Here is a 26,515-nt window from a genome sequence, read left to right on the forward strand (position 1 = left end):
GCAGAAGGTGGCCCAACGAAACCCCCCAGATTAAGCAAAAGACTAACCATGCCTTCTGGCCCGCAGCATGGGCCACAAGCTACATCTTCACCTGACGTTTCCACAGTCCTTACCTGCCAGCTGTCACCAGTGCATAGGGTGGGTGTGACCTATGTCGTCCCCCCAAGCCCCGCTCGCCCACCTGACCAACTTTCTGAAGCGTCACGGTCACCTGTTGTTGCTGCTCTTTCTGGGGCTGCTGCTCCCCCTGCTGGGCTTCGTGAAGATCGCCCAGGAAGTGTTTGAGCAAGAGCCGTTCGCCTTCGAAAAACCCCTCATGCTGGCCCTGCATGCCCACAGTTCCACTGCACTGAACCACGTGGCGGCGACATTCTCCATCCTGGGCAGTGCCAAGGGCATGGCCCCGCTGGGCCTGCTCCTGGTCGCCGTGCTTTACCGTGTTCGGCGGCGGCTGGCGTATTTCATGGCCCTGAGCCTGGGCGGGGTGGCGATCATCAACCTACTGCTCAAGAACCTCTTTGACCGTCCACGGCCAGCCTTCTGGACGCCCATCTTGCCCGAGCCAGACTTTTCGTTTCCCAGCGGACATGCCATGTTTGCCGCTGCGCTCGCCACCTCGGTGATCCTGGTTCTCTGGACGACGCGCTGGCACCTGCCGGCCCTGGTGCTGGGGGTGCTGTACGTCCTGGGGATGATGCTCTCACGGGTTTATATCGGTGTGCATTATCCGACCGATGTGACAGGCGGGGCGCTGTTCTCCGTGGCCTGGGTGTTCGGCCTCGCCCAGCTTCTGCATCTCGACCGGGTGCCACGCGGGCGTCAGGCAGCGCAGCCAGTATCCACCTCTTCATCTCGATAGCCCTGTTCTGGGCGTCAGATGTTGGGCCGCGTTAGCGGGGTACTGTGACGCGAGCTGGCTCGAAGAGGGGCCGTTCCATTTGCTTTGGCCCAGGCCACTGGCTCAACCTATATGGAGTGTGGGTCGCACCGGGCGGGTTCCTCTTGGAGCTTAGGGTCTCGGCTGCAGGAGAGGAGCAAATAGGGTTCGTGTTCTGAAGGGGAGAACCCTGTCTTGGTGCTGGTCCCTGCACGCCTGTTGGGGCCTTTACGTAGAGTCCCAGCCCCTCTTTGCCTGCGCTTGTGGTGCGGCTTTGAGTGAGGAAAGAGGGATTACGGATTGGGCGTCCAGTGCAGGAAAGTCCGTCGTCTGCCTAATGGTTGGGATTGGCTAATTTGATATCACAAGATATCAAGACTTATTTTGAAACGAATCAGGGCCCGCAGTGGGGCAGCGCCGCAGGCCCTCAGTCAACACCTTTACTGGCTTATCAGACCTGCGGCGCTGCCACCGCGCGAATCTGGGGCCGGATCATCCACACCCAGGCCAGCAGGGCGGCCAGGAGGCTGCCACTCACCCAGTAGGGCGCCGCGTGCCCCACGCGCTGGTACAGCGCCGTGCCCAGCAGAGGCCCTGCCATGCGGCCCAGGGCCAGCGCTGAAGCATTGAAGCCCGCCACCGCACCTTGCTGCCGCTCACCCACACTCAAACTGAGGGCTGCGCTCAGGGTGGGACTGAGCAGGGCGCTGCCCACGCCGATCACCGCCAGGGCCAGCGCCATGGTCCAGGCAGAGGCCGCCAGCGACAACGCCCCCATGCCGGCCCCCATGGTGCCCAGTCCCAGCGCCAGCAGGTGGGCGGGCGGTATGGCGCGGCCGAGGCGCCGCATGGCCCCGCCCTGCACCAGCGCCGCCACAATGCCGAACAGGGCCAGCATGCTGCCCACCGTCCGCGCGGTGGCGGTGGTGCTGAGGTGCAGCGTGTCTTGCACATAAAACCCGATGGTCTGTTCCATCGCCACACTGGCGAGGGTGCTCAGCGCGCCCAGCAGGAGCAGCATCCGCACAGGAGCAGCCTGCAAAACAGCGCGTCCGGTCTGGCCCTGCGGCGAAGCCTGATCGCGCCGCAGGGTTTCTGGGAGGGTGAAAAAGCCGACCACCGCCGTCAGCAACCCCAGCCCCGCACTGAAAAAGACAGGCGCCACCAATCCCACACCGCTCAACAGGCCGCCCAGGGCCGGGCCAAACACCACGCCCAGCCCGAATGCCGCGCCGATGAGCCCCATGGCGCTGGCGCGCGCCTCACGGGGGGTCAGGTCGGCCATCATGGCCTGCGCCGTGGGTAGGGTGGCACTGGAAAGCAGCCCGCCCAGAAGGCGGCAGGCCAGCAGCAGCGCGAAGACCAGCCCGCCCCCCAGCACGCCACGGAGTCCCAATTGCGCCACCAGCCCAAACAGACCGAAGCTGAGCGCAAAGCCCACCAACCCCAGGAGAAGCACCGGCTTGCGGCCCCACCGCTCACTTTGCTGGCCCCAGAACGGCGCGAACACCAGCTGCATCAGCGAGTAGACGGCAGAAAACCACCCTGCCTGGGATTCAGACAGCCCCAGCTGCCGCGCCAGTGGGGCAATAACTGGAAACAACACGCTTAAGCCCAGCATAGCCGTAAAGATGGTGAAAAAGAGGGTCGCCTTGGGACTGACTTTGGGCGTCCCAGAAGGAGTCGGAAGCATCATGAAACCAGCATAGCACATGACCTTACCGACCGGTCAGTCAAGAAGGGTGTCTTATGAGGTCAACCTCCCTCAGGGAGCCGCTCTGAATTTCGCCTAGAGCCGGCCGCAACCGGGCTTTTTAGTGAAGGAGGTAGATGGTGAATGCGGGGGCTAAGTGCACACTGCGGGCTGTGGCTTACAGCACCCGGGCCATTTCCGTCCAACGCACCGAACCGCGCGGCCTGCCACCACCTGTTTCGAGGAGCCGAGTGGACAGCTTCCAGCGCCATCGCCCAGGGTGAGCCAAAAAAGGGCGGCTGGGACGAACAAAAAAAGTCAAGGTCACAGGAAGGCCAGGAAGGGGCCTCTGACAAATTTTGAGGGGAACAGGCCCCCCAGACTTCGCCCAGGGCTTCAACGGCAAAAGAGAGAGGGACAACGAAACAGAGTGCAAAAAAGTCCGTGCTGGACGTCGAATATCCCTACGCTGCAAAACGGCTCGGCTCGTAGAGTGTGGCTTCTCTTATCTAAGTAGAATTAGGTAAGATAAGCAGTATGGCTCACAGTAGTTCTGCCTTGGCCGTGGCCCAACACAGCCTGCTGGCCCAGAGCCGGGAATGGACCAACCTGCACGACGATGAGCTGCGCCGCCGGGCGGTCGAAGCGGCGGCGCTCAAAGACCACGCGGCGCTCGTGTCGCTGACCACGGCGTTCCTTGCTCACCAGGGGGGCAGCGGGGTCCTGACCAGCGCGCGCACGGTTGAGGCGTATGCGCTGGGCACGCGGCAATTTGTGGACTACGCTGCCGGGCAGGCGATCAACCTGCTGCGGCCAGGGCGGCACGACGCGCAGGGGTATATCAACCACCTGCTGGCGGCGGGGCGCAAACCTGCCGGCGTGCAGCTGAAGGTGGCGGCGGCCAGTTGCCTGTACCGCGCGCTGCGCTGGGCCGGGGCTACCGACGCCGACCCCTTCCGGGACACGCGGGTGCCCAAGGACCGCACCCCCGGCATCATCAAGCGGCCCCCTTACACCGAAGACGAACTGGCCGACGTGCTGGAACACGCGGACGTTCACGTGAAATTCCTGCTGTTCCTCACCGCCCACGCGGGCCTGCGCATCAGCGAGGCGCTGGCGCTGCGCTGGGCCGACCTGGATGAACAGGCCCGGCACCTCCTGGTGCGCAGCGGCAAGGGCCGCAAGGCGCGGGTCGTGGCGATCAGCACCAGTCTGGCGCGGGCCGCGCGGCACTACCGCGGCCTGTACGGGCCCGGCGGCCCTGAGCATACCGATGGCCGCCGCACCACACCGCACGACCACCTGTTTCGCTACGGGCACATGATGACGGCGCGCTACCACGCCCAGAAAGCGTTCGGGGCGGCGGGGGTGCCCTTCCGCGGCTTTCACCCGGGACGCAAATACGCGGGGACCCGGCTGCTGCGGCAGATCAAGGACTTCGGCCGGGTGGCCGCGCATCTGGGCCATGAAAGCGTGGACACCACGCGCCGGGGCTACGCCCAGTTGGCCGCCGATGACCTCAAGGACGACCTGAGCAGCTGGTGAACCGCGGGGCCCCCTCCAGCGGCCCGCCCGGCAAAGGTGTGGCGAAACACCGCCTGCCAGCTCCCAGGCCCTGCCCCGCCGCGATGGCCGGCGTTTTTCACCATATCTCGTAGAGAGGTCGCTCCATACGGACGGCGGTCCATGTCCGGAACATCCAAAAAAGAGCTGGGTGTTCCCCACCTTCGGTGCTGTGCCAGCCCAATGCCCGGACATCCGGCCCTCTTCCCTCTCTGCTCCGCCGCTCTGCGCGTCCCTCCGGTCGGAATTCGCAGCAGCAAGTGGTGGAGCCCCCCCGGTGGGCCTGCCCGGCCCCCAGACACCCGCGCGCAGTAGCATGGCAGCTGTGAACAGCCCCCTTTGCACGGGCGCCGGCGCGTGGACACCGGCCGCCCTGGCCCCAAACCGCGGGGGGCCACGTGCCTGAGCACCCGCAAGCCACCCTGGCGGCGCTGCAGCGGCAGATCACCCAGGCGCGCGGCGCGGCGCTGATGACCCTGCACCGCGACGCGGCCTACATGGCCCTGGACCTGGGCGACTCGGCGCTGGCCATGACGCACGCCGTGGAGTGTCTGGAAGCGGCGCGGGCGCTGGCCGAGCCCCGGCTGGAGGCCAAGGCGCACGTGACCGTGGCGCTGGTGATGGCCGACGCCTACGACGACCAGGGGGCCGACGGGCACTTTGCGCGGGCCGAGGCCCTGGCCCGCGCCTGCGGTGACGCGCGGGGGGTGGCGCTGGTGGCGGTCAACGCCTCTCACTATGAGCTGGAGCGCGGGGCCTACGCAGCGGCGGCGGCCCGGCTGCAGGCGCTGCTGGACTCCGAGCACGCCGCGGGGCTGCTGGTGGTGGACGAGCAGGTGGGCACCGAGTTGCAACAGTCGTTTCACATCAACTATGTCAAGGGGGCGGCGCTGGCGCTGCGGGAACCCCTGCCAGCCACCCTGAGCGCGCGTCTGGAGGCGCAGTTGCCTGTATCGGCCGCCTTCCTGGGGCGGCTGCGCGAGGAGGCGCACCTGCCTGGACGCTGGGGGCCCGAGGTGCTGGACGCCCTGACCGCCCACGCCCGTTGGCAGGGTGATCTGGGCGCGGCCCTGGCGCTGGCCGATGAACACGTGGCGCTGTCCCGGGCCGGCGGCATTGGGCTGCAACTGGGGCGGGCGCTGCTGGAACGCGCCGCCGTGCACGGTGAGCGCGGCGACTGGAGGGCCGTGATCCTCGACGCCGAGGAAGCCGCGCACCTTTTTGAAACGGCCGGGCGCGAACTGCTGGCGGTGCAGGCGTGGCAGGCCGTGGCCGACGCCCGCGCGCAGCAGGGGGACTACCGCGACGCGTTTGAGGTGCAGCGCCAGCTGACCGGCCGCACCCAGACCCTCTACCGGGCGTTTTTTCAGCAGGGCGCGCAGCTGCGCCAGATTGAGCGCCAGGCGCAGGAAGCCGAGGTGCGGGCCCGCGCCCTGGCCGAAGCGGCGCTGCGTGACCCCCTGACCGGGGTGCCCAACCGCACCCACGCCATGAACCGCCTGCAGGCGGTGTGGGCCCAGGCCCAGCAGGGGCAAAGCAGTTGCGTGGCCCTGCTGGACATTGACCATTTCAAGAGTGTGAATGACCGCTTCGGCCACGCGGTGGGCGACGAGGTGCTGACCCGGGTGGCGCAGCGCCTGAGCGCCGAGCTGCGGGAGGGAGACAGCCTCGCCCGCTTTGGCGGCGAAGAATTCCTGCTGATTCTGCCGGGCCTGGGCCCAAAAGAAGCCCGGCGGGTGTGTGAGCGGCTGCGCACCACCCTGAGCACGCTCGACTGGCGGGCCCTGGCACCGGGCCTGCAGGTAACCGGCAGCTTTGGGGTGGCGGCGGTGCGGCCCGGCGCGGCGGTCAAGGACATCCTGCAGGCCGCCGACGCCGCCCTGTACGCGGCCAAGGCGGCGGGCCGCGACACCGTGATGCTGGGTCTGCCCCAGTGAAGCGCCGCACATGCGCCGCGCCGCACGCCCCGAGCATGTCAGGATGACGGCTATGAACCGCGAGCATGACCGGGCCAATGCTGAACAGATCGCGTGGCTGCGGGCTGCCCTGACCTCCCCGGCCAGCCCGGACCTGGGCCCCGACGCCGAACCCGAGCCCCCGCTGCAGGGCCCAGTCTCCATAAGCGCCGATCCCCCCACCGACGCCCTGGGATAAAGCCGGCACCAGCCGCACAGGGCGGGCCCCAGGTCAGCGCCGCCGACCTGGTGGGCGCCCACATGGGGCTCTGGCCACTCGTGGCCGGTTCCCTTCCCAAGCAACCGGGCCAACCCCTTCGGCGTTCGGGCACCACACCCCGCCCAGCGTCTGGCCTTACTCCAGCGCGCTGTGGCCGGTGAGGTGCCGGCCGATGATCAAGGTATGGATGTCGTGGGTGCCCTCGTAGGTGTCCACGGTTTCCAGGTTCAGCATGTGGCGGATCACCGGGTACTCGGTGGTGATGCCGTTGCCGCCCAGCAGTTCGCGGGCCAGCCGGGCGCCCTGCAGCGCGGCGCGCACGTTGTTCCGTTTGGCGTAGCTGACCTGCGCGTGGTTCATGGTGCCGCCGTCTTTCAGGGTGCCCAGGCGCCACGCCAGCAGCAGGCCCAGGCTGTGGTCGGTGGCCATGCGGGCCAGCTTGTCCTGCACGAGTTGCCGGGCGGCCAGCGGCTTGCCAAAGGTGGTTCGGCTGCCCACGTAGTCCAGGGCCGCACTCAGCACTGCTTCCAGGGCGCCCATGGCCCCCCAGGCAATCCCAAAGCGGGCCGAACTCAGGCAGGAGAGCGGCGCGCCCAGGCCCCGCGCGCCGGGCAGCAGGTGGTCAGCGGGCACGCGGCAGTCGGTCAGCACGATTTCGCCGGTCACGCTGGCACGCAGGCTCTGTTTGCGCTCGATCTTGGGGGCCGCGAAACCGGGGGTCTCGGTGGGGACCAGGAAGCCGCGCACGGCGCCCTCGTCGTCGCGGGCCCAGACCAGGGCGAGGTCGGCCACCGGGCTGTTGGTGATCCACATCTTGGCGCCGTTCAGCACGTACTGGTCGCCGTCGCGCACGGCGCGGGTGCGCATGGCGCCGGGGTCGCTGCCGCCGTCACTTTCCGTGAGGCCAAAGCAGCCGATCAGCTCGCCGCTGGCCAGCCCCGGCAGCCAGCGCGCCTTCTGCGCCTCGCTGCCGTAATTCAGGATGGGCAGCATGACCAGGCTGCCCTGCACGCTGGCGGCGGACCGCAGGCCGCTGTCCACCCGCTCAAGTTCGTACATCATGGCGCCGTAAGCGCTGTGGGAGGTGCCTGCGCCGCCGTAGGCCTCGGGGGTGGTGGGGCCCAGCAGGCCCAGGGCGCCAAAGCGGCGCATCACGTCGCGCACGGGCAGCTCACCCTGGTCCCACCACGCGCCCACCTGGGGCAGCAATTCCGCGTCGCAGAAGGCGCGCACGCTCCGGCGCACCTGCCGTTCATCGGGCCCAAGCAGGTCCTGCACCGCGAATTCATCGAACATGCTTCACTGAATAGCAGATAGGCCTGGGGGCAAGGGCGCCGCCAGCCCGTTACGGCGCCGGGGCCTCCTCAGCGGGCACGTACAGGCAGACCTGCCGCCGGCCCTGCCGCTTGGCCGCATACATCGCCTCGTCGGCGCAGCGCTGCAGCGTGCCCAAGTCGGGCCCCGCCTGGGGCGTGACAGCCACACCCACCGACGCCGAGACATGGACGGTGGCGCCCGTCCTGGAGAGGGTGTAGGGGCGCGAGAGGGTGTCTAACAGCTTGGCCGCCACCAGTTGCGCGTCGCCCGGGTGGCGCAGGCGGGTGAGGAACACCGCGAATTCGTCGCCCCCCAGGCGGGCCACCAGGTCAGCCCCGCGCAGGTCGCCGCGCAGGCGCCCGGCCACCTGCACCAGCAGGTCGTCGCCCGCCGCGTGCCCGTGGGTGTCGTTGACCGGCTTGAAGCCGTCCAGGTCCAGGAACACCACCGCGCATTCGGCCTGCCCCGGCTGGGCCAGCAGCGCCTCGGCACGGGCGCGAAACTGGGCGCGGTTGAGCAGGCCTGTCAGCGGATCGTGGCTGGCCTGCTGCACCAGGGCGTGGCGGTCCTGCAGGAGGGTGTTGTGGTCTTCGAGCAGCGCGCGCAGTTGCTGGCGCTGGGTTTCGGCTTCACGGCGCAGGCGCTCCAGTTGCACCTGATCGCGCAGGGCCCGTGCCCGGCGGTCCAGGTGCTCAGCGTGCAGGGCGCGCTCCAGGGCGTGGTGGGCGGCCAGGGTTTCGTAGGCGGCGCGCCAGTCCTCGCGCTGGCGGTGCGCCTCGCTGAGCAGGCGCAGGGCCTCACATTCCCGGGCGCGCAGGCCCCAGTGCCGGGCGTGGGCCAGGGCGGCGTTCAGGGGGGCCCTGGCCTCACCGGGGTGCCCGGCAGCCAGGGCCACCTGCCCCAGCACGGTCAGGGCGTGGGCGGCGGTGTCCCAGTCGGCGGCGGCCTCGGCCTGGGTGACGGCCGGGGCCAGCGCGTGGGCGGCCACCTGGGCGTCGTCCAGGCGGCCCAGGTGCAGCAGACACAGGACGCGGTAGGTGGCGAACACCAGCGCGTGGTGGCGCAGCCCCGCCTGCCGGGCGCTCTCCTCCTGAGCCGCAATCAGGGCCAGGGTCCGCGCGTACTCGCCCAGGGCGTAGCGGTCCATCACGATGTTGCTCACGCCGGTCAGGAGGTGGGTGTCGTCGCCCAGCTCCTCGGCCAGGGCCACCACCTGTTCGTGGGCCTGCAGGGCTAGGGCGTGGTCGCCCAGTTCGGTGTGGACCAGCCCCACGTTGTTCAGCAGCCGCAGGCGCCCGAAGGTGTCGGCCGGGGACACGCGGCGCAGACCTTCCAGAAACAGTTCCAGCGCGCGGGCATAGTCGCCCTGGCGCAGCGCGCAGGCCCCCAGGCCGCTCAGCGCCCGGCAGACCAGCGACGCATCGGGGACCTCCAGCGCCAAGGCGCGGCGGTACAGGGCCTGGGCTTCGGTATAGCGGTTCTGAAAGAGGGCCGGGGCCGCTGCCGTGCACAGGGCGCGGGCCAGCAGGGCCGGGTCTGTATCCAGGGCTTCAGCCTGCGCCAGCGCCCCGGCGGCCAGGGCCTGCGAACGCGCTGGGTCGGTGTCCAGGGCGGCTTCGGCCGCGACCAGTTGCGCCAGCAGCGCGGCGTGGGCCTCTGGCGGGGCCGGGTCAGCCCTGCCGCCGCCGCCGCCAGAGGAAGTCATCCGGGACGCCTCTGATTCCAAATCAGATTGGGAAGAGCGAAGGGATGCTTCTCCATCGCCGAAGTCCCGTATGTTCTCGTCTTTGCCCTACGATGCAGCTCTGCGAGTCCGCTCAGGTTCGCCTTCAGCTCCCCTGAGTTCCAGATCATGGCCCCACTGTAAAAGGTGCCTGCGCCGGGGTCCAGGGGCTGGAGAGCGGAAGGGGCCGCCCAGACGTGAAGCGCCCTTCACGGAACCCGCCGCCCGGGGTGCGGTCCAGCTTCAGGGACCTTCAGTCGGCGCGCACCTCGCCGGCCTGGGCCAGCCGTCATCCTGCCCCCAGGAGGCTTGCCATGACCCAGTGCCCGCCGTGCTCTCCCCTGCCCGCGCCCCACGGAGTAACGCCATGAAGCCGCCCGTCACGCCCCGCGTGCACGGAATCATTGACTATGTGGCCTGCGCGGGGCTGCTGGTGCTGCCCCGGGTGCTGGGCCTGTCGCCGGCCGCACGGGCCCGGTCGCAGGCGTTTGCGGCGGCGTATCTGGCGCTGACAGCGGTGACGGACTTTCCCCCAGCCCTGCGCCGCACCGTACCCTTTCCCTGGCACGGCCGCGCCGAGTTGCTGAGTGTGCCGCTGGTCCTGCTCTCGGCGCGGGGTGAGGGCCCCAGGGAGGGGCGGTACTTTGCCGGGGCCGCCGCAATGGTGCTGACCGCCTTTCTCAGCACCGACTGGGCGGCCGACCCGGACCGTTAAGCCCGCGCCCGCACCTGCCCGCCGCCGATCCACACGCCCGCAATATCGGCCGGGGTGCCGGTGGCAAAGGCGGCGGCCAGGGCGCGTTCCGGGCTGGCCGCGTGGCGGAACACGGCGTCCAGGGGGGTACCGGGCAGGGGCGAAAGGTGCACGGCGTCAAACTGCTGGCCCGGCAGGAACGAACCCACCTGCGCCTCCAGGCCCAGCGCCTGGGCCCCGGCCCGGGTGGCGAGGTACAGCAGGTGGGCGGGCGTCAGGGGCGCGCCCGCCTCGCCCATCAGGTTCTGCATGAAGTGGGCCTGCAGGCCTTCTTTGAGGAGCGAAAAGCCGGTGCCGCCGCCCACATCGCTGCCCAGGGCCACCGGCACGCCCGCCTGCAGGTGACGGCGCAGGGGAAAGAAGCCGCTGCCCAGGGCCGAATTGCTGCAGGGGCAGTGCGAAACGGCGCAGCCCCGTTCGGCCAGCACGCCCAGTTCGCGGTCCGAGGGGTGAATGTTGTGGGCCAGGACGCCGCGCGCATTCACCAGCCCGGCGCGCTCGTAGGTGTCGAGGTAATCGCGGGCGCCGGGGAACAGGCCGCGCACCACCTCCACCTCGCGCACGTTTTCGTTGATGTGGCTGGTGAAACGCACATCGGGGAACTCGGTCATCAGGGCGGCGCAGGCGTCCAGAATGCCCTCGGAGGCCGAGAGGGAAAAGCGGGGCGTGACCGTGTACAGGGCGCGGCCCACGCCGTGCCAGCGCTCGATCAGGGCCCTGCCCTCGGCGTAGGCGCGCTCGGGGGTGGTGTGCAGTTCATCGCGCAGCAGGCGGTCACTCACCACCTGTCCGGCCACGGCGCGCAGGCCAACCTGGGCGGCTTCCTCGAAAAACAGGTCCACCGCCGAGGCGAAATGCGAGCCGAACACCAGCGCGGTGGTGGTGCCCGCACCCAGCAGGCCATCCAGAAAGTCCCGGGCCACGGCGCGCGCGTAGGTGTCGTCGGCCAGCCGGGCTTCCTCGGGCAGAGCGCACCCCTCCAGCCACGCCAGCAGCGGCAGGCCCAGTCCGCCGATCACCCGCACCTGGGGCAGATGAACGTGGGTGTCAATGAAGCCGGGCAGCAGCAGGCCGCCGCGCAGATCGGTCACGGGGGCGGCCGGGTGGGCCGCGCGCAGGGCCGCGAAATCGCCGCTGGCCTGGATCACGCCGCCCGACACCAGCAGGCCGCCGTCTTCATGGGCGCGCAGGGCATCAGGGTGGGTAAAGGGACTTTCAGGGGTGTGCAGGAGGGTCGCGCGGTACAGAACAGAGGTCATAACTTCCTTTGGGGTGGGGACAGGGTGGGGCTTTGACGAGGCTTCAGGGCGCCTCGTCACCAGGGCCCTCTGGAAACAGCAGCGGCGCGAGTTCGGCGGCCACCGCCAGGGCGATCATGGCGGGGTGCTTGCGGGCCGGCCCCGTCATCAGGGCCGGGAGGCCGATGGGTGTGATCACGCGGGCCAGGGCGTCTGGGGGGTGGCCCAGCGCGGCCAGTTGCCCCTGAAACCGCGCCCACTTGGCCGAAGATCCGATCAATCCCACCGAGCCCCAGTCGGGGCGGCGCAGGGCCGCGTCCAGCAGGGCGGCGTCCTCGGCGTGGTCGTGGGTCAGCAGCCGCAGGTGGGTGCCCGGGGGCAGGTCGGCCAGCACCGTTTCGGGGATGGGCGCGTGGTGGACGTGCAGGGTCGCGGCGCCGCCGTCCAGGGGGGCCAGCCGCTCCGGGGCCAGCTGGGCGGCGCGCGAGTCAATGAGGTGCAGGGCAAGCGGCAGGCGCGAGAGCAGGCGCGCCAGTTCCAGGCCCACATGCCCGGCCCCGAACACCGCCACCGCCGGGCGCGCGGTCAGGAAAGGCTCCAGCAGCAGCGTGACCTCGCCGCCGCAGCACTGGCGGCCGTGCTCGTTGGGGGCGCGGTCGGTCAGGCGCAGGGTCAGGAGTTCGGGGGCGCGCTCGCCCGCCGCCAGCAAGGCGCGGGCGCGGGCCACCGCTGTAGCTTCCAGGTTGCCGCCGCCCACGCTGTCCCAGGTGTGCCCGGCCCCCACCAGCATCTTGGCCCCGGCCTCGCGCGGGGTGTGGCCCCGGGCGGCGGCCACGGTGACCAGCACGCCAGCCTCGCCCCGCTCGTGCAGGGCGTTCAGGGCCTCGCGCCAGTTCAAGGGCGGTGGTCCTGCCCGGGGCCCGTCCAGGCCAGCGGCACCAGCCGCAGCGGGCTCAGGGGCACTTCCTCGGCCCATTCGTGGCGGGCGAGGTCATCGGGGTCCAGGTCCTCGGTGGTCAGCAGGGGCAGGACGGGCGGCAGATCAGCGTGCAGCAGGTGCAGGTCGGCCGGGGTGAGGGGTTCAGTCATGGGGCAGGGCCTCCGGGTGGAGCTGGCGGGCGCGGGTCAGGGCCCAGTACACGGCTTCGGGGGTGGCGGGGCTGGCCAGCAGGGTGGGCTGGTCCGGGGAGCCAAAGGCCGCGCAGGCGGCGCGCAGCGCCTCGCGCACGGAAATTGCCAGCATCAGGGGGGGTTCACCCACCGCCTTGGAACCGTAAATTACGCCGTTTTCCGCCGCGTTTTCCAGCAGGGCGACGTTGAATTCGGCAGGCAACTCGCTGAAGCTGGGCAGCTTGTAGGTGCTGGCCGACTGGGTCAGCAGCCGCCCCCGCCCCGGGCCATCCGACTCATCCCAGCGCAGCTCTTCCAGGGTCAGCCAGCCCACGCCCTGCAGGTAGCCGCCCTCCACCTGCCCCAGGTCAATCAGGGGCGAGAGGCTCTGGCCCACGTCGTGCAGCAGGTCGGCCCGGCGCACACTGTAGGCCCCGGTAAAGCCGCAGACCTCCACTTCCGAGACGGACGCGCCGTAGGAAAAGTATTTGAACGGCTCGCCCTGCATGGCCTCGCGGTCCCAGTGCAGGCCCGGGGTGCGGTAAAAGCCGGCGGCCCACAGGGGGGTGCGGCGAAAGTAGGCCGCCCACACCAGTTCGGGGAAGGGCAGGCCGCGTTCCGGGTGGCCCAGGGGGAAGACCTGCCCGGCCTCAAAGCACACGTCGTCCGGGTGCACGCCCAGCTGCCCGGCCGCCACCTCGGCCAGCCGGGCGCGGATCTGGTCGCAGGCGTCTTTCACGGCCCCGCCGTTCAGGTCGGCGCCGGAACTGGCGGCGGTGGCGCTGGTGTTGGGCACCTTGTCGGTGCGGGTGGGCGCCAGACGCACGCTTGAGTACGGCACGCCCAGCGCCGACGCCGCCACCTGCAGCATCTTGGTGTGCAGGCCCTGGCCCATCTCGGTGCCGCCGTGGTTAACCAGCACGCTGCCGTCGCGGTACACATGCACCAGCGCGCCCGCCTGGTTGTAGGCGGTGAAGTTAAAGGAAATGCCGAACTTGACCGGCGTGATCGCCAGCCCGCGCTTGCGGTGCGGGTGCGCGGCGTTAAAGGCCGCGACCTGGGCCAGCCGGCCCTGAAAGTCGCTGGTGCCCAGCAGCGTGTTCCACACCGTCTCCAGGCGCTCGGCGTGGCGCACGGCCTGGCCGTAGGGGGTGCTCTGGCCGGGCTGGTAGAAGTTGCGCGCGCGCAGGTCGTGGGGCGAGAGACCCAGCAGCGGCGCGACGCGGCCCAGGAGGTCCTCGGTGACCAGCATGCCCTGGGGGCCGCCAAAGCCCCGGAAGGCCGTCTGCGAGGTCTTGTTCGTGCGGGCAATGCGGCCGTGCGCCTCAATGTGGGGAATGTAATAGGCGTTGTCGAGGTGACACAGGGCGCGCGCCATGACCGGCTCGGACAGGTCCAGGCTCCACCCGCCGTCGCTGGTGAGGGTGACCTGCAGGGCAGTGAAGCGGCCCTGGTCGTCAAAGCCCGCTTTCCAGCGCGCGTGGAAGGGGTGGCGCTTGCCGGTGAGGGTGAGGTCCTGGGTGCGGTTCAGGCGCAGCCGCACCGGGCGCCCGGTGAGGGCCGCGCCCAGCGCGGCGATGGCCGCGTAGCCGTGGGGCTGCATCTCCTTGCCACCAAAGCCGCCGCCCATGCGCAGGCACTGCACGGTCACCGCGTGCGAGGGCAGCCCCAGCACATGCGCGGTGATCTCCTGGGTTTCGCTGGGGTGCTGGGTGCTGGACTGCACGAAGACCTGCCCGGCCTCGTCCACATGGGCCAGGGCCGCGTGGGTTTCCAGGTAAAAGTGCTCCTGGCCGCCCAGCTCGAATTCGCCTTCAAAGAGGTGGGCCGCCTGGGCAAACCCCACCGCCACGTCGCCCCGGCGCAGGGTGGACTGGGCGCCCTGGAAGGAGCCGGCGGCGATGGCTTCCCCCAGGGTGATGATGGACGGCAGCGGCTCGTAGGTGACCGCCACCGCCGCCGCGCCCTGGCGGGCGGCCTCTTCAGAGTCGCCCAGCACCCAGCAGACGGCGTGGCCGTGGTACATGACTTCAGAGGGGAACAGGGGCTCGTCGCCCTTCACGCCCGCGTCGTTCACGCCGGGGACGTCGGCGGCGGTGAGCACACGGGCCACGCCGGGCACGGCCAGGGCGGGGGCGGGGTCCAGGGCCACCACCCGGGCGTGGGCGTGCGGCGCCTGCACCGGCCACGCGTGCAGCAATCCGGCCAGGCGCACGCCCAGGTCATCGGTGTACAGCGCCTGCCCGGTGACGTGGGCGGCGGCGCTTTCGTGGGGCAGGGGGGCCCCGACGGGGCCGGACGTGTGGGGGGTGGGCAGGGCAGGGTCAGAGGACATGGGGGACCTCCGGTGGGGTAAGGCGGGCAGCGAGGCTCACAGCGTGCCTCCCTGCTCCACGAAGAACTTCAGCAGGCTCTGTTCCAGCATGGCGGCGCGGTAGGCGGCGCTGGCGCGGTGGTCACTCAGCGGCGTGCCGCTCTGGCCCAGGGCGCGGGCGGCGCGGCGCACGGTGTCGGCGGTCCAGGGCTGGCCTTCCAGCAGGGCCTCGGCGGCGACGGCGCGCAGCGGCGTGGCGGCCACGCCGCCCAGGCCTATGCGGGCGCGGGTCACCACGCCGCCTTCCACCTGCAGCGCGAAGCCCACCGCCACGCTGGAAATGTCGTCGAACCGGCGCTTGGCGATCTTGTGAAAGGCCACCAGGGGCGACAGGGGCTTCGGGACCCGTACCGCCTGAATCAGCTCGTCCGGGCGGCGCACCGTCTGGCGGTAGCCGGTAAAGAAGTCGGCCAGGGGCACCTCGCGCGGGCCCCCGGGGCCCACCAGCACCACAGTCGCCTCCAGGGCCAGCAGCACAGGCGGGCTGTCCCCGATGGGCGAGGCGGTCCCCAGGTTGCCCCCCAGCGTGGCCGAGTTGCGGATGAGGCGCGAGGCGAACTGCGGAAACCAGGCCGAGAGCAGTGGCACTCGCCCGCCCATGCGCCGCTCCAGGTCGCTCAGGGTGAGGCCGGCGCCCAGGAGCAGGTGCTCGGAGGTGTCCTCGAACACCCGCAGTTCGGGCAGGGCGTCCACCGCCACCGTGAGGGGCGCGCGGGCGTGGCGCAGGTTGACCTCCACGCCCCAGTCGGTGCCGCCGGCCAGCACCTTCGCGCCGGGGTGGGCGGCCAGCAGGGCCAGGGCTTCGGGCAGGCTGGCGGGGCGGTGAAAGGCGCCGTCGGGGGCCTGCAGGGCGGTGGCGCGGGGGGCCGGGGCGGGGGCCTGGGTCCGGGCCAGCAGGGGATCATCCGGCGCGGGGGTGCCCAGCGCGTGCGCGGCGTCGGCAATGGGGCGGTAGCCGGTGCAGCGGCACAGGTTGCCGCTCAGGGCGTGCAGGTCAAAGCCGCCCGGCGCCCCGTGCTCACCGGGTGCGCGCCCCGGACGGTAGTACTCGGCCGCCATGCTGCACACGAAGCCGGGGGTGCAGTACCCGCACTGCGAGCCGCCGCGCACGGCCAGTTCATGCTGGGTGGGGTGCAGGGCCCCCGGCGTGCCCAGGCCCTCGGCGGTGACCACCTCTCCCCCATCCAGGGCCGGCAGCAGGGCGAGGCAGGCGTTCACGCTCTCCCAGCGGGTGCCAGTTCCCTCGGGGCGGGCCACCAGCACCGCGCAGGCGCCGCATTCGCCCTCGGCGCAGCCCTCCTTGCACCCGGTCAGCCCCCGGGCGCGCAGGGCCGCGAGCAGCGTGGTATGTGCGCCGCCGCCCAGGGGGGTGGGGACCCCGTTCACCGTGACCGTGACTGTCATGTTCCTCCTTGCCGCCAGAAAGCGGGCTGCCCGGCGCGGCCCCTGCCCCGGGTGGGGAAGGCCGCGCATGGTTCACGCCGGACGTGCAAAGGGGGCGGGCTGCCGGTTATCCATGCAGAACGACAGCCGGGTTGTGGGTAGGCTCAGGATAGTGCAGAGGGGCGGTGGAGGGGGCCAGTTGCTCTAGGCCACTGGGGACAGAACGGAGGGGGCCAGGAGGGCGCGGTGTGCTGTGCCGCTTCCTCCTGGCCCCTTTTTCCTGACTGGGCCTTCCTGATTGGACTTCTGTAACTGGGCGCTTAGCGGCGGCCCCGGCCCCGTGCACGCTGCGGACCCACGCGGCCCGCGCCAGTGCCCGGGGTGGCACCTTCCGGGCGGCGGGCCGGGCGGCCTCCCCCCTGCTGACCAGACGGGCGCCCTTCGCCCTGGCGGGGCCGCTGGGGCCGGTCACCGGACTGGGCCTGGGCCTGGCGGGCACTGCCGCTTCCCCCCGGGCGACCGCCCGCGCCCCCGGGCTGACCCGGGCTACGCCCGCCGCCCTGCCCGCCCCGGCCCTGGCCCTGCTTTTCCTGAATGGCCTTGTCAATCTGGCCTTCTTCGCGGGTCAGCGGGGGGTGGAGGGGGGCAGGCAGCTTGCGGCGAATGCTCTGCCACAGGGCGCGCTGCTCGGGAATCAGCAGCACGAGGTTGGTGCCGGGGCGCCCGGCGCGGGCGGTGCGGCCCGAACGGTGCACATGGTCCTCGGCGGTGGACGCCACGTCCATATGAATCACCAGACGCACCTCGGGCAGGTCAATGCCGCGCCCGGCAATGTCGGTGGCGACCAGCACGCGCGACTGGCCTTCGCGCAGCAGGGTCATGGTGCGCTCGCGCTTCTTCTGGTCCATGTTGCCTTCCAGGGCACTCACGGTCTCGGTGGGCAGCAGCGCGCCCAGTTTCTCGGCGCGGCGCTTGACGAGGTGCTTGGTGCGGCTGAAGATCACCACGCAGCCGCCGGGCTCGCGCAGGGCCTCGCGGGTGCGGGCGGCCGTCAGGTCCAGCACGTCGTCGCGGGTGGTGTTGTGCAGTTCGTGGGTGGCCCCGGTGGCGCCGCCCAGCACGTCGCCGGGGTTGGCCGCGTCACTCGCGGGGGTGGCCGGGGCAATGTCAATGCGCTGCGGGTCTTCCATGAAGCGCTCGGCCACCGCGCGAATCTCGGCCGGGAAGGTGGCCGAGGCCATCGCAATCTGCAGGTGGCCTTTGCCCGCCCGCTGGGCCTGCGCGGCGCGAAGAATGTCACCCACATCGCGCAGGAAGCCCAGGGACAGCAGCTCGTCGGCCTCGTCCAGCACGGCGTATTTCAGGCCGGCAAGGCTGAGTTCCTGACGGTTGATCAGGTCTTTCAGGCGCCCGGGGGTGCCGGCAATCAGGCCCTTGCCGGTGGCTTCAGAGCGGGTCTGCCCGGGGGTGATGCCGCCGGTGATGCGCCCGGCGGGCATGCCCAGCTCGCGCGCCACATCGCGGATCTGCACCGCCAGTTCGCGGGTGGGGGTGACCACGAGCACCTCGGGGCGCATGCCGCGCACGGGCGTCATGCCGATGCCGCGCGCGGCGGCGGGAATCAGAAAAGCCAGCGTTTTGCCGCTGCCGGTGCGGGCGGTGGTGATCACGTCGCGCCCGGCCAGCAGCGCGGGGATAGCCCCGGCCTGAACGGGGGTGGGGGTGCGGTCCCCCAGCAGGGCGGTCCAGTCGGCGCTGGGGGTCAGGGGGGCGGCCACAGGGGTGGCAGGCGACGCGGCAGGCGTGCGCCGGGGTTTGTTCGTTGAGGTCATGCGAGGTCCTTCCAGAGGTCCACCGGGGGCGCGCCGCGCGGGACCAGGGGCAATAAGGGACGCGCCGGCCACAAGGCGGGCAGGACGCGTCCAGGCGAGCGCCTCCAGCCACCCGGCGACGCCAGGGGCGGGGCAAGACGGACCATGCGCCTCGGCCCGTGCTGCCCCCACTATGCCGGATAAAGCCCCCCAGACCCAAATGGGCGCCCCGGTAGGATGGAACCATGACGCCCCAACAACCCGCCCCGGCCCTGATCTCCGAAAAAATTGCTGGCCTGCACGACTGGCGGGGCGAGACCCTGGCCCGCGTGCGCGCGCTGGTTCTGGCCGCTACACCCGGCATTCAGGAGGAATGGAAATGGGACACCCCGGTGTGGTCTTGCGGCGGCATCCTGTGTACCGGCGAGGTCTACAAGGCGGCCGTCAAGCTGACCTTTCCCCGGGGCGCGGCGCTGCCCGACCCGGGCGGGCTGTTCAACGCCAGCCTGGAGGGCAAGGTGCGCCGGGCCATAGACCTGCGTGAAGGGACCGCATTGGACGAGGGCGCTTTTCAGGCCCTGGTGCGCGCGGCAGCGGCACTGAACGAGGAGAAGCGCCCCTCCAAGAAGGGCTGAAGCGCAACCTACATCTCGGGGCCCGCCTGGACCTCGGCGCCGCCTTTCACAGGCTTGTTCACCCGGGCGCGGGCGCCCACCACCGTCAACTCCTGGCCGCCGCCCACGTTGGCGGCCAAGTGGGCCTCTTCGTCCACAATGGCGCGGCGCACCTGCGTGCCCGCACGCACCACCACGTCGCGCAGCAGCACGCTGTCTTCGACGGTGGCGCCCTCTTCCACGATCACCCCGGGCGCCAGCACCGAACCGCGCACGGTGCCCGCCACCCGGCACCCGTAGGACACGAGGCTGCCTTCCACCTGGGCCCCCGCGTCCAGCCGCGCGGGCATGCGCGGAATGCTGGAGGTCAGGATGGGCCACTCGGGGTCGTCCAGGGTCACGGCCTCGCCGCGCAGCAGGTCCTGGTGGGCGCGCCAGTAGGCACCGGGCAACCCCACGTCCAGCCAGTAGCCGCCCAGGTCGGTGGCGCGGGCTTCACCGGCGGCCACAAAGGCGGGAATCAGTTCGTCGCCAAAGTCGCCCAGGCGCCCCTGCTCGCCCTTGGCCCCATGCAGGGCGTCCAGCTGCGCCAGCAGCTTTGGGGCGTCGTACACGAAGATTTCGGTGGTGATGGTCTGGCTGCGGGGGTGCTCGGGCTTGTAGGCGAAGTGGGTGACGGCGCCGTCTTCGTCCACCTGCACCACCCCGAAACGGGAAGCGTCCTCGCCTTCAGGAAGGGCGGTGGTCACCATCGTCACGGCGGCGCCGCTGTTCAGGTGGGCTTCAATGACCGGGCGGTAATCCAGGGTGTACACGTGATCGGCCGACAGGACCAGCAGCACCTCCGGCGCGTACTGCCGGATCAAGCCCCGGTGAATGTACAGGGCGTCGGCGTTGCCCGCAGCAAAGCCCCCTTCCTCACCGCCGGCGCTGAAGGGCGGCAGCACCTGCAGGCCGCCGTGGGTGCGGTCCAGGTCCCAGGGGCGGCCGTTGGCGAGGTGGTCGTTCAGGGTGTGCAGCTCGTACTCCTCGATCACCCACACATCGCTCAGGCCACTGTGCACACAGTTGCTGAGGGCAAAGTCAATGAGGCGGTAGGTGCCGGCAAAGGTGAGGGTGGGCTTGGCCCGCTCCTGGGTGAGCACGCCCAGGCGCTTGCCCTTGCCCCCGGCCAGGATGATGGCCAGCACGCGCTTGCCGCGCACGCGGGTGCCGCGCCCAGTGGGCCCACTGCTCAGACTGCGGGAAGACGCCATACGGCGAGTCTCGGGGGCGGGGCCGGGGACATGGGTGTGGGAGGCGTAAGGGGGGGTTTATGAGGGAGGCAGCGGATCGGAGAGCACGGAGCAAGACGTGAACGGCTGGAAGCTGAGGAGGCAGTTGCTCTGTGCGTCGCTACTTGGACATGCTGGGGAGCAACAGCCCTGCGTGAATGGAGCCGGATTGACCAGGACTGGAAGCTCAAGCACGACGAGCTATTCCAACCGCTGTACCAAGAATGGGCAGCAAGTATGCGAAATGGAGACGAGGCAGCCTTCCTCGCGCGAGGGGCCGTACTGACCAAATGGTGGGAAAGCGCGCCCGATCTGTGGCGCTGGCTGTGGCGTGGGCTGCATGGCTGGCTGGAGCAGGACTTGCGTTGCTGGCCTCACCAATTACCAGAGCCACCGGCCATACCGGAGAACGCGTTGCAGTGGCTCGTAGGGGTCATGACTGCTGAGGATCACGCCTTGGTGCTTGCCCTCTGCTCTGCGGGTGCTTGGAGCGGGCGCAAGAGAGAAGCCGCCCCACGCCCCAAAAAAGGGAGACTGGAGCGGCTGGTAGTTGAGGCTCAGTTGCTGGAGGAGATGGCGTAACTATAGGGTGAGGGCCAAATTCGATGTTGAATAGCCGCAAATAGCGCAAGTAATCATTTCACCAAAGAAATCAAATCAAGGATTTCGTCACCTGCATCATCAGTTCGCTCTATTGCAAGCGAAAGATGTAATGAGTCGAGAATACTTCTAAGCCAAGACATTTCAGTATACGTGCCAGACAGGAATCCGCTATGATTATTAACGCAAATAGATTTGGTTTTAATTAGATCGAGTGAAAACTCTCTCCTCAAAATCTGTTTGATTTTAACCGAGCTAATGTCATCAATACGCTCAGCTGCCTTTATCGAAAATTTCCCATCTCTATCGAAAATCATCTTTCGGAGCTCAATTGGCATAAATCCAATATCATCTATTTCCATCTGATTGCCGCAACTATCGCACGCGTATCCAGCGCTCCAAAGCAGCTTGCCTTTTATGTTCGCCTGACTGGGAACCCAATTATTTTTGGCACCACACACTTGACACTTTGCTTGCAATTTCATTTCACCAGCCCTTTAATCGTCTGTATCTGTCAATAGTATCGCAAAACCGTTGATCAGCAGGAGATTCAACGCCGCGATAGCTGTGATGAGGTGAGGGAACACCTCGAGCCCACCAGCGATGGTGAAGTTCCTCATGGATAAGGGTATCTATGAGTGTAGCCCGCGAACCAAATGCCAGCTTATCAACCTGTGTACCTGCACCCTGTTGAGCAATGCCTGTTCGGATAAATGGACTGTATTGTGGAACGAAAGTAAACCTGATACCTGGAAGATCCTCTTCAATTAGTGCTGCAATAATTTTGTTACGATTCGCTGCTGCCCTGCCAGTGGTGTTACTTAAATCGGCAGTATAAGTTTGAGGACCACTAGGGATTTTACAAGGTGTGTTCTGATTATGTACTAACCAGCCTTCATTCCCAACGTAGTAGGTGTGAGCCTCACTGACGGTGAGGTTGAACATCTCCTGGGTCTTCTGGACGTTGATGACATTGGCAACGAAGCCAATGGTGCCATCTGCCTGTTTGATCTTGTCACCAATCTTGAGGTGGCCCGCACCCACCCACTTGTCACTCAGTTCCTCATGCCCTTCCGGCTTGGGCCGAGGCTGGGTGTCAGAGCGCTCCGTGACGGAGAAGGGGTACTCATCCCAACACCTTTACGTTCTCCATTGTCGCTTCGGCGCAAGTCTGTTGTGAGGGGGCGCACCTTATCCTGGGCAGGTGACTGGGGCTCCCCTTCCGGCCGATGAATACCGCCGCCTGCTGGATCTGGCGCGCTACCAGATTCTGGACAGCGGCCAGGACGAGACTTTTGACCGGATTACGCGGTTGGCGGCGCGGGTGCTGCAGGTGCCGGTGGCGGTACTGAACTTGGTAGACCAGCACCGCCAGTGGGGCAAATCGGCGTATGGCCTGGGGGACACCACCGCCCCCCGTCAGGACTCGTTCTGTGCCTGGACCATTCTGGACGACGGCCCGCTGGTGGTCGAGGACGCCCCGCGTGATCCGCGCTTTCGCCAGAACCCGATGGTGACAGGCGCCCCACACATCCGCATGTACGCAGGCGCGCCGCTGATTTCTCCGGCCGGCCACCGCATCGGCACCCTGTGCGTGACCGACGACAAGCCCCATCCCCTGAGCGCCGAAGACCTGCAGGCGCTGCAGGACCTTGCCGCCATCGCCATGAACGAACTGGAACTGCGCCGCCAGCAGCTGGACGCGCAGCACGACGCCCAGGCGCAGCGCCAGCAGGTGGCGGAGTTGCGCCGCACGCTGGAACAGGCCCGCATTCTCGAAGGCGTGAGCAGCCTGATGGACCTGGAACTGGAACCTGAACAGGCCACGCTGGCCGCCGCGTCGCTGATCAGCGAGGCGATCAGTGCCGACTACGCCGCGCTGATGACGTGGCATGGCGACACCTTTACGGTCCAGGCGGCCCACCACCAGCCGGGCGTGCCCGCCGCTGTGCTGACCCTGGCCCAGCAGTTGCCCCAGATGATGGGCGGGGTCACCCGGAGCCTGCGCGATCTGGCGCGGCCCCTGTATCTGCACGACTACGCCGCCCACCCCCAGGCCCTGCCTGAACTGGTGGCGGCGGGGGTGGCCCAGGCGGCCTGGATTCCCCTGGGCGAAGGCGGGTCGGGGCCCACCCTGCTGATGGCGGTGCGCCTGCAGGGGCACGCCGTCACCGACTGGCGCGCTGGGGACCGCACGCTGCTCGAAGCCGCCGGGCGCACCATCCGCCACGCCCTGCAGCGCCGCGCCGCCCTGCAGCAAATCCACGACCAGGCCCGTGAGGACGCCTTGACGGGCCTGCTCAACCGCCGCGCCTTTGACGAGGACCTGGACACGCGCGAACGGGGCAGCGAACCGTTCACCCTGGCGGTGATTGACCTGGACGGCCTGAAGGTGGTGAACGACACCGAGGGCCACGCCCAGGGGGACCGGCTGCTGCAGGTGTTTGCGGCGGCGCTGGCCGCGCAGGCCGGAGAGGGCGGCGCGGCCTACCGCCTGGGGGGCGACGAGTTTGCCCTGCTGCTGCCGGACCAGGGCGAGGCCGAGGTGCTGGCGCGCATTGACGTGGCGATGGGCGCCGCCGCCCAGCTCACCACGCAGCGCACCGGGGCCAGCGCCGGCGTGGTGCGCTGGGCCGAGGAAGCGCACGCGCCGGCGCGGCTGGCCCTGGCCGATCAACGCATGTACGCCGCCAAACGCCGCCGCCGGGCCAGCGTGGCCTAGGCGGGAAAAGCGCCCCAGCGGGGGCCCCTTTGGCCCAGGCACCCGCATCAATGGTACAGACAGTGTTCAAGTGTGGCGAGTGGCCGATGGAAGAAACGTTGTCTGGATGGAAGAAACGTTGTCTGGGACGCCCGACTCGCTGCCCTCCTCTGCTGCGCAGCTCTACGAGTCCCCCACGAGGGGGAGGGGAAAACCAGCGTGTTTGTCCGGCTCTCCTCTGTGGACTGCCGAACCTGTCCGAACCATTGCCGCACCCGGCCCTGCCCAAAGTGTGGGCGCGGCTAGAGGGGCGTCACTGGGGGCACTTTGGCCAGCGTGAGGTGAATGGTGGTGCCCTCTCCGGCCCGGCTCTCCAGCCAGACCGCGCCGCCGTGGCGCTCGGCCACCTTGCGCACAATGGCCAGCCCCAGCCCGGTGCCTTCGTAGCGGTCGCGCACATGCAGGCGCTGAAACAGGCCAAACACCCGCTCGTGGTACTGCGGCTCAATGCCAATGCCGTTGTCGGTGACGGTAAAGTGCCACCGCTCGCCCTCGTCCTGGGCGCCCACCGCCACCACAGGCGGCACCCCCTCGCGGCGGAACTTCAGGGCGTTGCCCAACAGGTTCTGAAAGAGCCGGGTCAGTTCTTCCGGGGCGCCCATCACCGTGGGCAGCGGGCCCACCACCAGCTGCGCGCCGCTGTCCTCAATGGCCGCGTGCAGCCGCGCCTGCACCTCGCCCAGCACCCCGGCCATGTCCACAGCGGCAAAGGGCTCGTGCACCGCGTTCAGGCGCGAGAACACCAGCAGGTCGTCAATCAGGACCTTCATGCGCTGGGCGCCGCGCGTCACGTAGCCCAGGTACTGGCGGCCCTGGTCTTCCAGGCGCTCGCCGTAGCGCCGGTCCAGCAACTCGGAAAACGAGGCGATGCTGCGCAGCGGCTCTTGCAGGTCGTGCGAAGCCACAAAGGCAAAGCGCTCCAGTTCGGTGTTGCTGCGGGCCAGTTCGGCGTTGGCCTGCTGCAGCTCGGCGGTGCGTTCGGCCACCCGCTCTTCCAGGGCTGTGTTCAGCGCCCGGACCTCGGCCTCAATGCGCTTGCGCGCGCGGATGTCGCGCGTCACGGTGGCCAGAGCCCGGGGCGCGCCGGTGGCGGGGTCAGTCACCACAAACTGGGTGTAGTTCACGTCCACCGCTTCGCCCGTCTGCGCGTGGCGGAACCGGAAGTCACCGGCCCAGCGGCCCTGGGTGCGGGTGGTGGGCAAGACCACCTCCTGCACGAACGGCAGGTCATCGGGGCAGAAAAAGTCGCTGAGGCGCAGCGCCGAAACCGGGCGCTCCCCCAGGCCCAGCAGGGCGCGGCCAGCCGGGTTGAGGTACAGCGTCTCCCCTTCCAGCGTGGTGATGCCCACGAAGTCGTCGCTTTCTTCAATCACGCGGGCCAGCTGCCGGGCCTGATCCTCGGCCTGCTTGCGCGCGGTGATGTCGTTGAGCACCGCCACGGCGTACTCAAAGGCCCCCGCTTCGTCGCGCACGGCCGAGACGGTGGTGGCGGCCCAGACCACCTCGCCGGTGCGCCGCAGGTAGCGCTTTTCGGTGGTAAAGGTTTCCAGTTCGCCCGCCACCAGGCGCGCAAAGGGCCGCCCAGGGCCACGTTGGCGGTCCTCGGGGTGGGTCACGTCATCAAAGGTCATGGTCAGCAGTTCGGCGCGGGTGTAGCCCAGCAGCGTCTCGGCGGCGCGGTTGACATCCAGCCAGCGGCCCTGGTGGTCGGCGCGCCCCACGCCCACCGCCGCGTGTTCCACCAGCGCGCGGTAGCGGGCCTCGCGGTCACGCAGTTCCTGTTCGGCCGCCAGTTGCTCGGTGATGTCGGTGTGCACGCCCACCCACTCGCGCACTGTGCCGTCGGCGTTGGTCACAGGCTCGGCCTTGACGTGAAAGACCCGGTAACCGCCGCCGGCCACCCGCACGCGCTGGCGCACCTCATAGAGGGTCTGCTGCGCCACCGCCCGCGCCCAGGCGCGCAGCGTGGCCTCGCGGTCCTCGGGGTGCAGCGCCTGGGCCCAGCCGTGGCCCTGGTACTGCGCGCGCGACTGCCCGGTCAGCGCGGCCCAGCCGGGCTGTTCGCCCAGCATCTGGCCGCTGGCGCTGTTGGTCCACACCGTCTGCCGGGTGGCGTCCACCAGCGAGCGGTACCGCTGGGCGCTGAACTGCGCCGCTTCGTGCAGTTCGGCGTTGTCCAGGGCCAGGGCCGCGCGCTGCGCCAGTTCGCGCACCAGGGCGAGGTCGTCCGGGCCGTAGGTGCGTGAAGGGTGCGAAGACGCCACCCCCAGGGCGCCCACGCGGCGCCCGCGCACGTTCATGGGCACCAGAATCAGCGAGTGCAGCCCCAGCTCGCCCACCGCCGCGCGCTGCTCGGCGGTGGGCAGGGCGTCCAGCATGGCGGGCGGCACCGCCGGCAGCAGCACCTCCTGGCCGGTGGCCATCACCCAGGCGAACGTGCCCGGGGTCTGCGGGTCAGAGGGAAAGCGCTCCAGCAGGGCGTGCAGCCGCTGCACCTGCGCCGGATTCTGGTGGGCCACCGCGCTGAGCTGGGCGCCGCCTTCGCCGGGCTGGTAGACCGCACACCAGTCGGCCACGTGGGCAATCACCTGCGCCGTGATCTGCTGCAGCGTTTCTTGCACGTCCAGCGAAGCCGCCAGCACCCGGCTGACTTCCGAGAGCGCCGTGGCCCGCTCGCGCGCCTGCTGCTGGGCGTCGTGCAGGCGCCCGCGTTCCAGGGCCTCGGCGCACAGGTCCACCAGCGTGAGCAAAAAGGCCTGCCGCTCGGGGGTCACGGCCTGCTCGTGGTCAAACGACAGGGTTAGCCCAGACAGCACCTCCCCGCGCGCCATCAGCGGAATGGCCGCCACCGCGCGGGTCTGGGGCTGCAGCAGCGCCGCAAACCCGGGCGCGTGCGCGCGCAACTCGTCCAGGGTGGCAAACACGGGGCGGCGCTCCTGAATGGCCTGCACCACCGGGTATTCGGGGTTCATGGGAAAGCGCTGCCACGTCTGCCCCACCGAGGGGTCGTAGCCCGCCGCGCTCACCATGTACAGGGTCTGCTCGTCAATGACGTTGACCAGGGTGCCGCCGTACGCCCCGGTGACGCGCAGGGCTTCATCCAGAATCACGCGCTTGACATCGGCGCGGCTCACCGCGCGGAACAGGGCGCGGGTCACGGTGAGCAGCTGGTGGGCCTGCTCGCCGCTCAGGGGAAAGGGTCCGGGCGAGGCCTCGGCTGGGGGGGACACGCCCCGGAGTGTAGCGCC

20 protein-coding genes are annotated in these 26,515 nt (G+C 69.4%); 7 read left to right on the forward strand and 13 right to left on the reverse strand.

The genetic code is table 11. From position 1 onward, the window contains the following. Positions 1-259: 259 nt before the first annotated feature. Positions 260-859: a phosphatase PAP2 family protein gene (locus K7W41_RS17260; RefSeq protein ID WP_224611217.1), complete on the forward strand. Its 600-nt coding sequence runs from the start codon at positions 260-262 to the stop codon at positions 857-859. Between the two features lie 469 nt (positions 860-1,328). Here the strand turns inward: K7W41_RS17260 and K7W41_RS17265 are convergent, their stop codons facing one another. Further along, on the reverse strand, positions 1,329-2,573 hold the full coding sequence (locus K7W41_RS17265; RefSeq protein WP_224611218.1) for an MFS transporter: 1,245 nt from the start codon (positions 2,571-2,573) through the stop codon (positions 1,329-1,331). Between the two features lie 561 nt (positions 2,574-3,134). Here K7W41_RS17265 and K7W41_RS17270 point away from each other — a divergent pair. The 3 genes from K7W41_RS17270 to K7W41_RS17280 all read left to right on the forward strand — a co-directional run bounded on the left by K7W41_RS17270 (position 3,135) and on the right by K7W41_RS17280 (position 6,287). Next, a complete protein-coding gene (locus K7W41_RS17270; protein WP_396115938.1) occupies positions 3,135-4,115 on the forward strand; it encodes a tyrosine-type recombinase/integrase in 981 nt (326 codons plus the stop codon). A 416-nt stretch (positions 4,116-4,531) separates the two neighbouring features. Further along, positions 4,532-6,070 (forward strand): GGDEF domain-containing protein, encoded by a 1,539-nt coding sequence (locus K7W41_RS17275; RefSeq protein WP_224611231.1) that lies wholly within the window; start codon positions 4,532-4,534, stop codon positions 6,068-6,070. Positions 6,071-6,122: 52 nt separating this feature from the next. Continuing rightward, on the forward strand, positions 6,123-6,287 hold the full coding sequence (locus K7W41_RS17280) for a hypothetical protein (RefSeq protein ID WP_224611233.1): 165 nt from the start codon (positions 6,123-6,125) through the stop codon (positions 6,285-6,287). Positions 6,288-6,443: 156 nt separating this feature from the next. On the opposite strand, the gene K7W41_RS17285 is transcribed toward K7W41_RS17280, so the two are convergent. Continuing rightward, on the reverse strand, positions 6,444-7,604 hold the full coding sequence (locus tag K7W41_RS17285) for an acyl-CoA dehydrogenase family protein (RefSeq protein WP_224611234.1): 1,161 nt from the start codon (positions 7,602-7,604) through the stop codon (positions 6,444-6,446). 49 nt (positions 7,605-7,653) lie between these two features. Beyond that, entirely contained in the window at positions 7,654-9,330 is a 1,677-nt protein-coding gene (locus K7W41_RS23735) for a tetratricopeptide repeat-containing diguanylate cyclase (protein WP_318010919.1), read from the reverse strand. Between the two features lie 385 nt (positions 9,331-9,715). Here K7W41_RS23735 and K7W41_RS17300 point away from each other — a divergent pair, with 385 nt between their 5' ends. Continuing rightward, positions 9,716-10,063, forward strand: a complete 348-nt coding sequence (locus K7W41_RS17300) for a hypothetical protein (protein WP_224611235.1) — start codon at positions 9,716-9,718, stop codon at positions 10,061-10,063. Here K7W41_RS17300 and guaD read toward each other — a convergent pair. The 6 genes from guaD to K7W41_RS17330 all read right to left on the reverse strand — a co-directional run bounded on the left by guaD (position 10,060) and on the right by K7W41_RS17330 (position 18,039). Further along, on the reverse strand, positions 10,060-11,361 hold the full coding sequence (gene guaD / locus K7W41_RS17305; RefSeq protein WP_224611246.1) for a guanine deaminase: 1,302 nt from the start codon (positions 11,359-11,361) through the stop codon (positions 10,060-10,062). The genes K7W41_RS17300 and guaD overlap by 4 nt on opposite strands. A gap of 43 nt (positions 11,362-11,404) precedes the next feature. Next, positions 11,405-12,238 carry a xanthine dehydrogenase accessory protein XdhC gene (xdhC, locus tag K7W41_RS17310; RefSeq protein ID WP_224611263.1) on the reverse strand — a complete coding sequence of 278 codons (834 nt, stop codon included), beginning with the start codon at positions 12,236-12,238 and terminating at the stop codon, positions 11,405-11,407. Next, entirely contained in the window at positions 12,235-12,429 is a 195-nt protein-coding gene (locus K7W41_RS17315) for a hypothetical protein (protein ID WP_224611265.1), read from the reverse strand. The genes xdhC and K7W41_RS17315 overlap by 4 nt, the downstream gene beginning before the upstream one ends. Further along, a complete protein-coding gene (xdhB, locus tag K7W41_RS17320; protein WP_224611274.1) occupies positions 12,422-14,785 on the reverse strand; it encodes a xanthine dehydrogenase molybdopterin binding subunit in 2,364 nt (787 codons plus the stop codon). The genes K7W41_RS17315 and xdhB overlap by 8 nt, the downstream gene beginning before the upstream one ends. A gap of 36 nt (positions 14,786-14,821) precedes the next feature. Beyond that, positions 14,822-16,228, reverse strand: a complete 1,407-nt coding sequence (locus K7W41_RS17325) for a xanthine dehydrogenase small subunit (RefSeq protein WP_224611276.1) — start codon at positions 16,226-16,228, stop codon at positions 14,822-14,824. A gap of 299 nt (positions 16,229-16,527) precedes the next feature. Continuing rightward, positions 16,528-18,039 carry a DEAD/DEAH box helicase gene (locus K7W41_RS17330; protein ID WP_224611278.1) on the reverse strand — a complete coding sequence of 504 codons (1,512 nt, stop codon included), beginning with the start codon at positions 18,037-18,039 and terminating at the stop codon, positions 16,528-16,530. A gap of 224 nt (positions 18,040-18,263) precedes the next feature. On the opposite strand from K7W41_RS17330, the gene K7W41_RS17335 reads away from it, so the two are divergent. Next, complete coding sequence (locus tag K7W41_RS17335; RefSeq protein ID WP_224611280.1) at positions 18,264-18,653, forward strand: DUF1801 domain-containing protein; 390 nt, start codon at positions 18,264-18,266, stop codon at positions 18,651-18,653. Between the two features lie 8 nt (positions 18,654-18,661). Here the strand turns inward: K7W41_RS17335 and K7W41_RS17340 are convergent, their stop codons facing one another. The 3 genes from K7W41_RS17340 to K7W41_RS17350 all read right to left on the reverse strand — a co-directional run bounded on the left by K7W41_RS17340 (position 18,662) and on the right by K7W41_RS17350 (position 21,550). Further along, entirely contained in the window at positions 18,662-19,888 is a 1,227-nt protein-coding gene (locus K7W41_RS17340) for a glucose-1-phosphate adenylyltransferase family protein (protein WP_224611281.1), read from the reverse strand. A gap of 653 nt (positions 19,889-20,541) precedes the next feature. Continuing rightward, positions 20,542-20,991 (reverse strand): hypothetical protein, encoded by a 450-nt coding sequence (locus K7W41_RS17345; protein ID WP_224611283.1) that lies wholly within the window; start codon positions 20,989-20,991, stop codon positions 20,542-20,544. A gap of 1 nt (position 20,992) precedes the next feature. Beyond that, complete coding sequence (locus K7W41_RS17350; RefSeq protein ID WP_224611285.1) at positions 20,993-21,550, reverse strand: polymorphic toxin-type HINT domain-containing protein; 558 nt, start codon at positions 21,548-21,550, stop codon at positions 20,993-20,995. 160 nt (positions 21,551-21,710) lie between these two features. On the opposite strand from K7W41_RS17350, the gene K7W41_RS17355 reads away from it, so the two are divergent. After that, positions 21,711-23,228 (forward strand): sensor domain-containing diguanylate cyclase, encoded by a 1,518-nt coding sequence (locus K7W41_RS17355; RefSeq protein ID WP_224611287.1) that lies wholly within the window; start codon positions 21,711-21,713, stop codon positions 23,226-23,228. Between the two features lie 281 nt (positions 23,229-23,509). Here K7W41_RS17355 and K7W41_RS17360 read toward each other — a convergent pair whose 3' ends face one another. Continuing rightward, complete coding sequence (locus K7W41_RS17360) at positions 23,510-26,497, reverse strand: PAS domain S-box protein (protein ID WP_224611289.1); 2,988 nt, start codon at positions 26,495-26,497, stop codon at positions 23,510-23,512. Positions 26,498-26,515: the final 18 nt, after the last annotated feature.

The sequence above is a fragment of the Deinococcus multiflagellatus genome, assembly GCF_020166415.1.
GTDB classification, from domain to species: domain Bacteria; phylum Deinococcota; class Deinococci; order Deinococcales; family Deinococcaceae; genus Deinococcus; species Deinococcus multiflagellatus.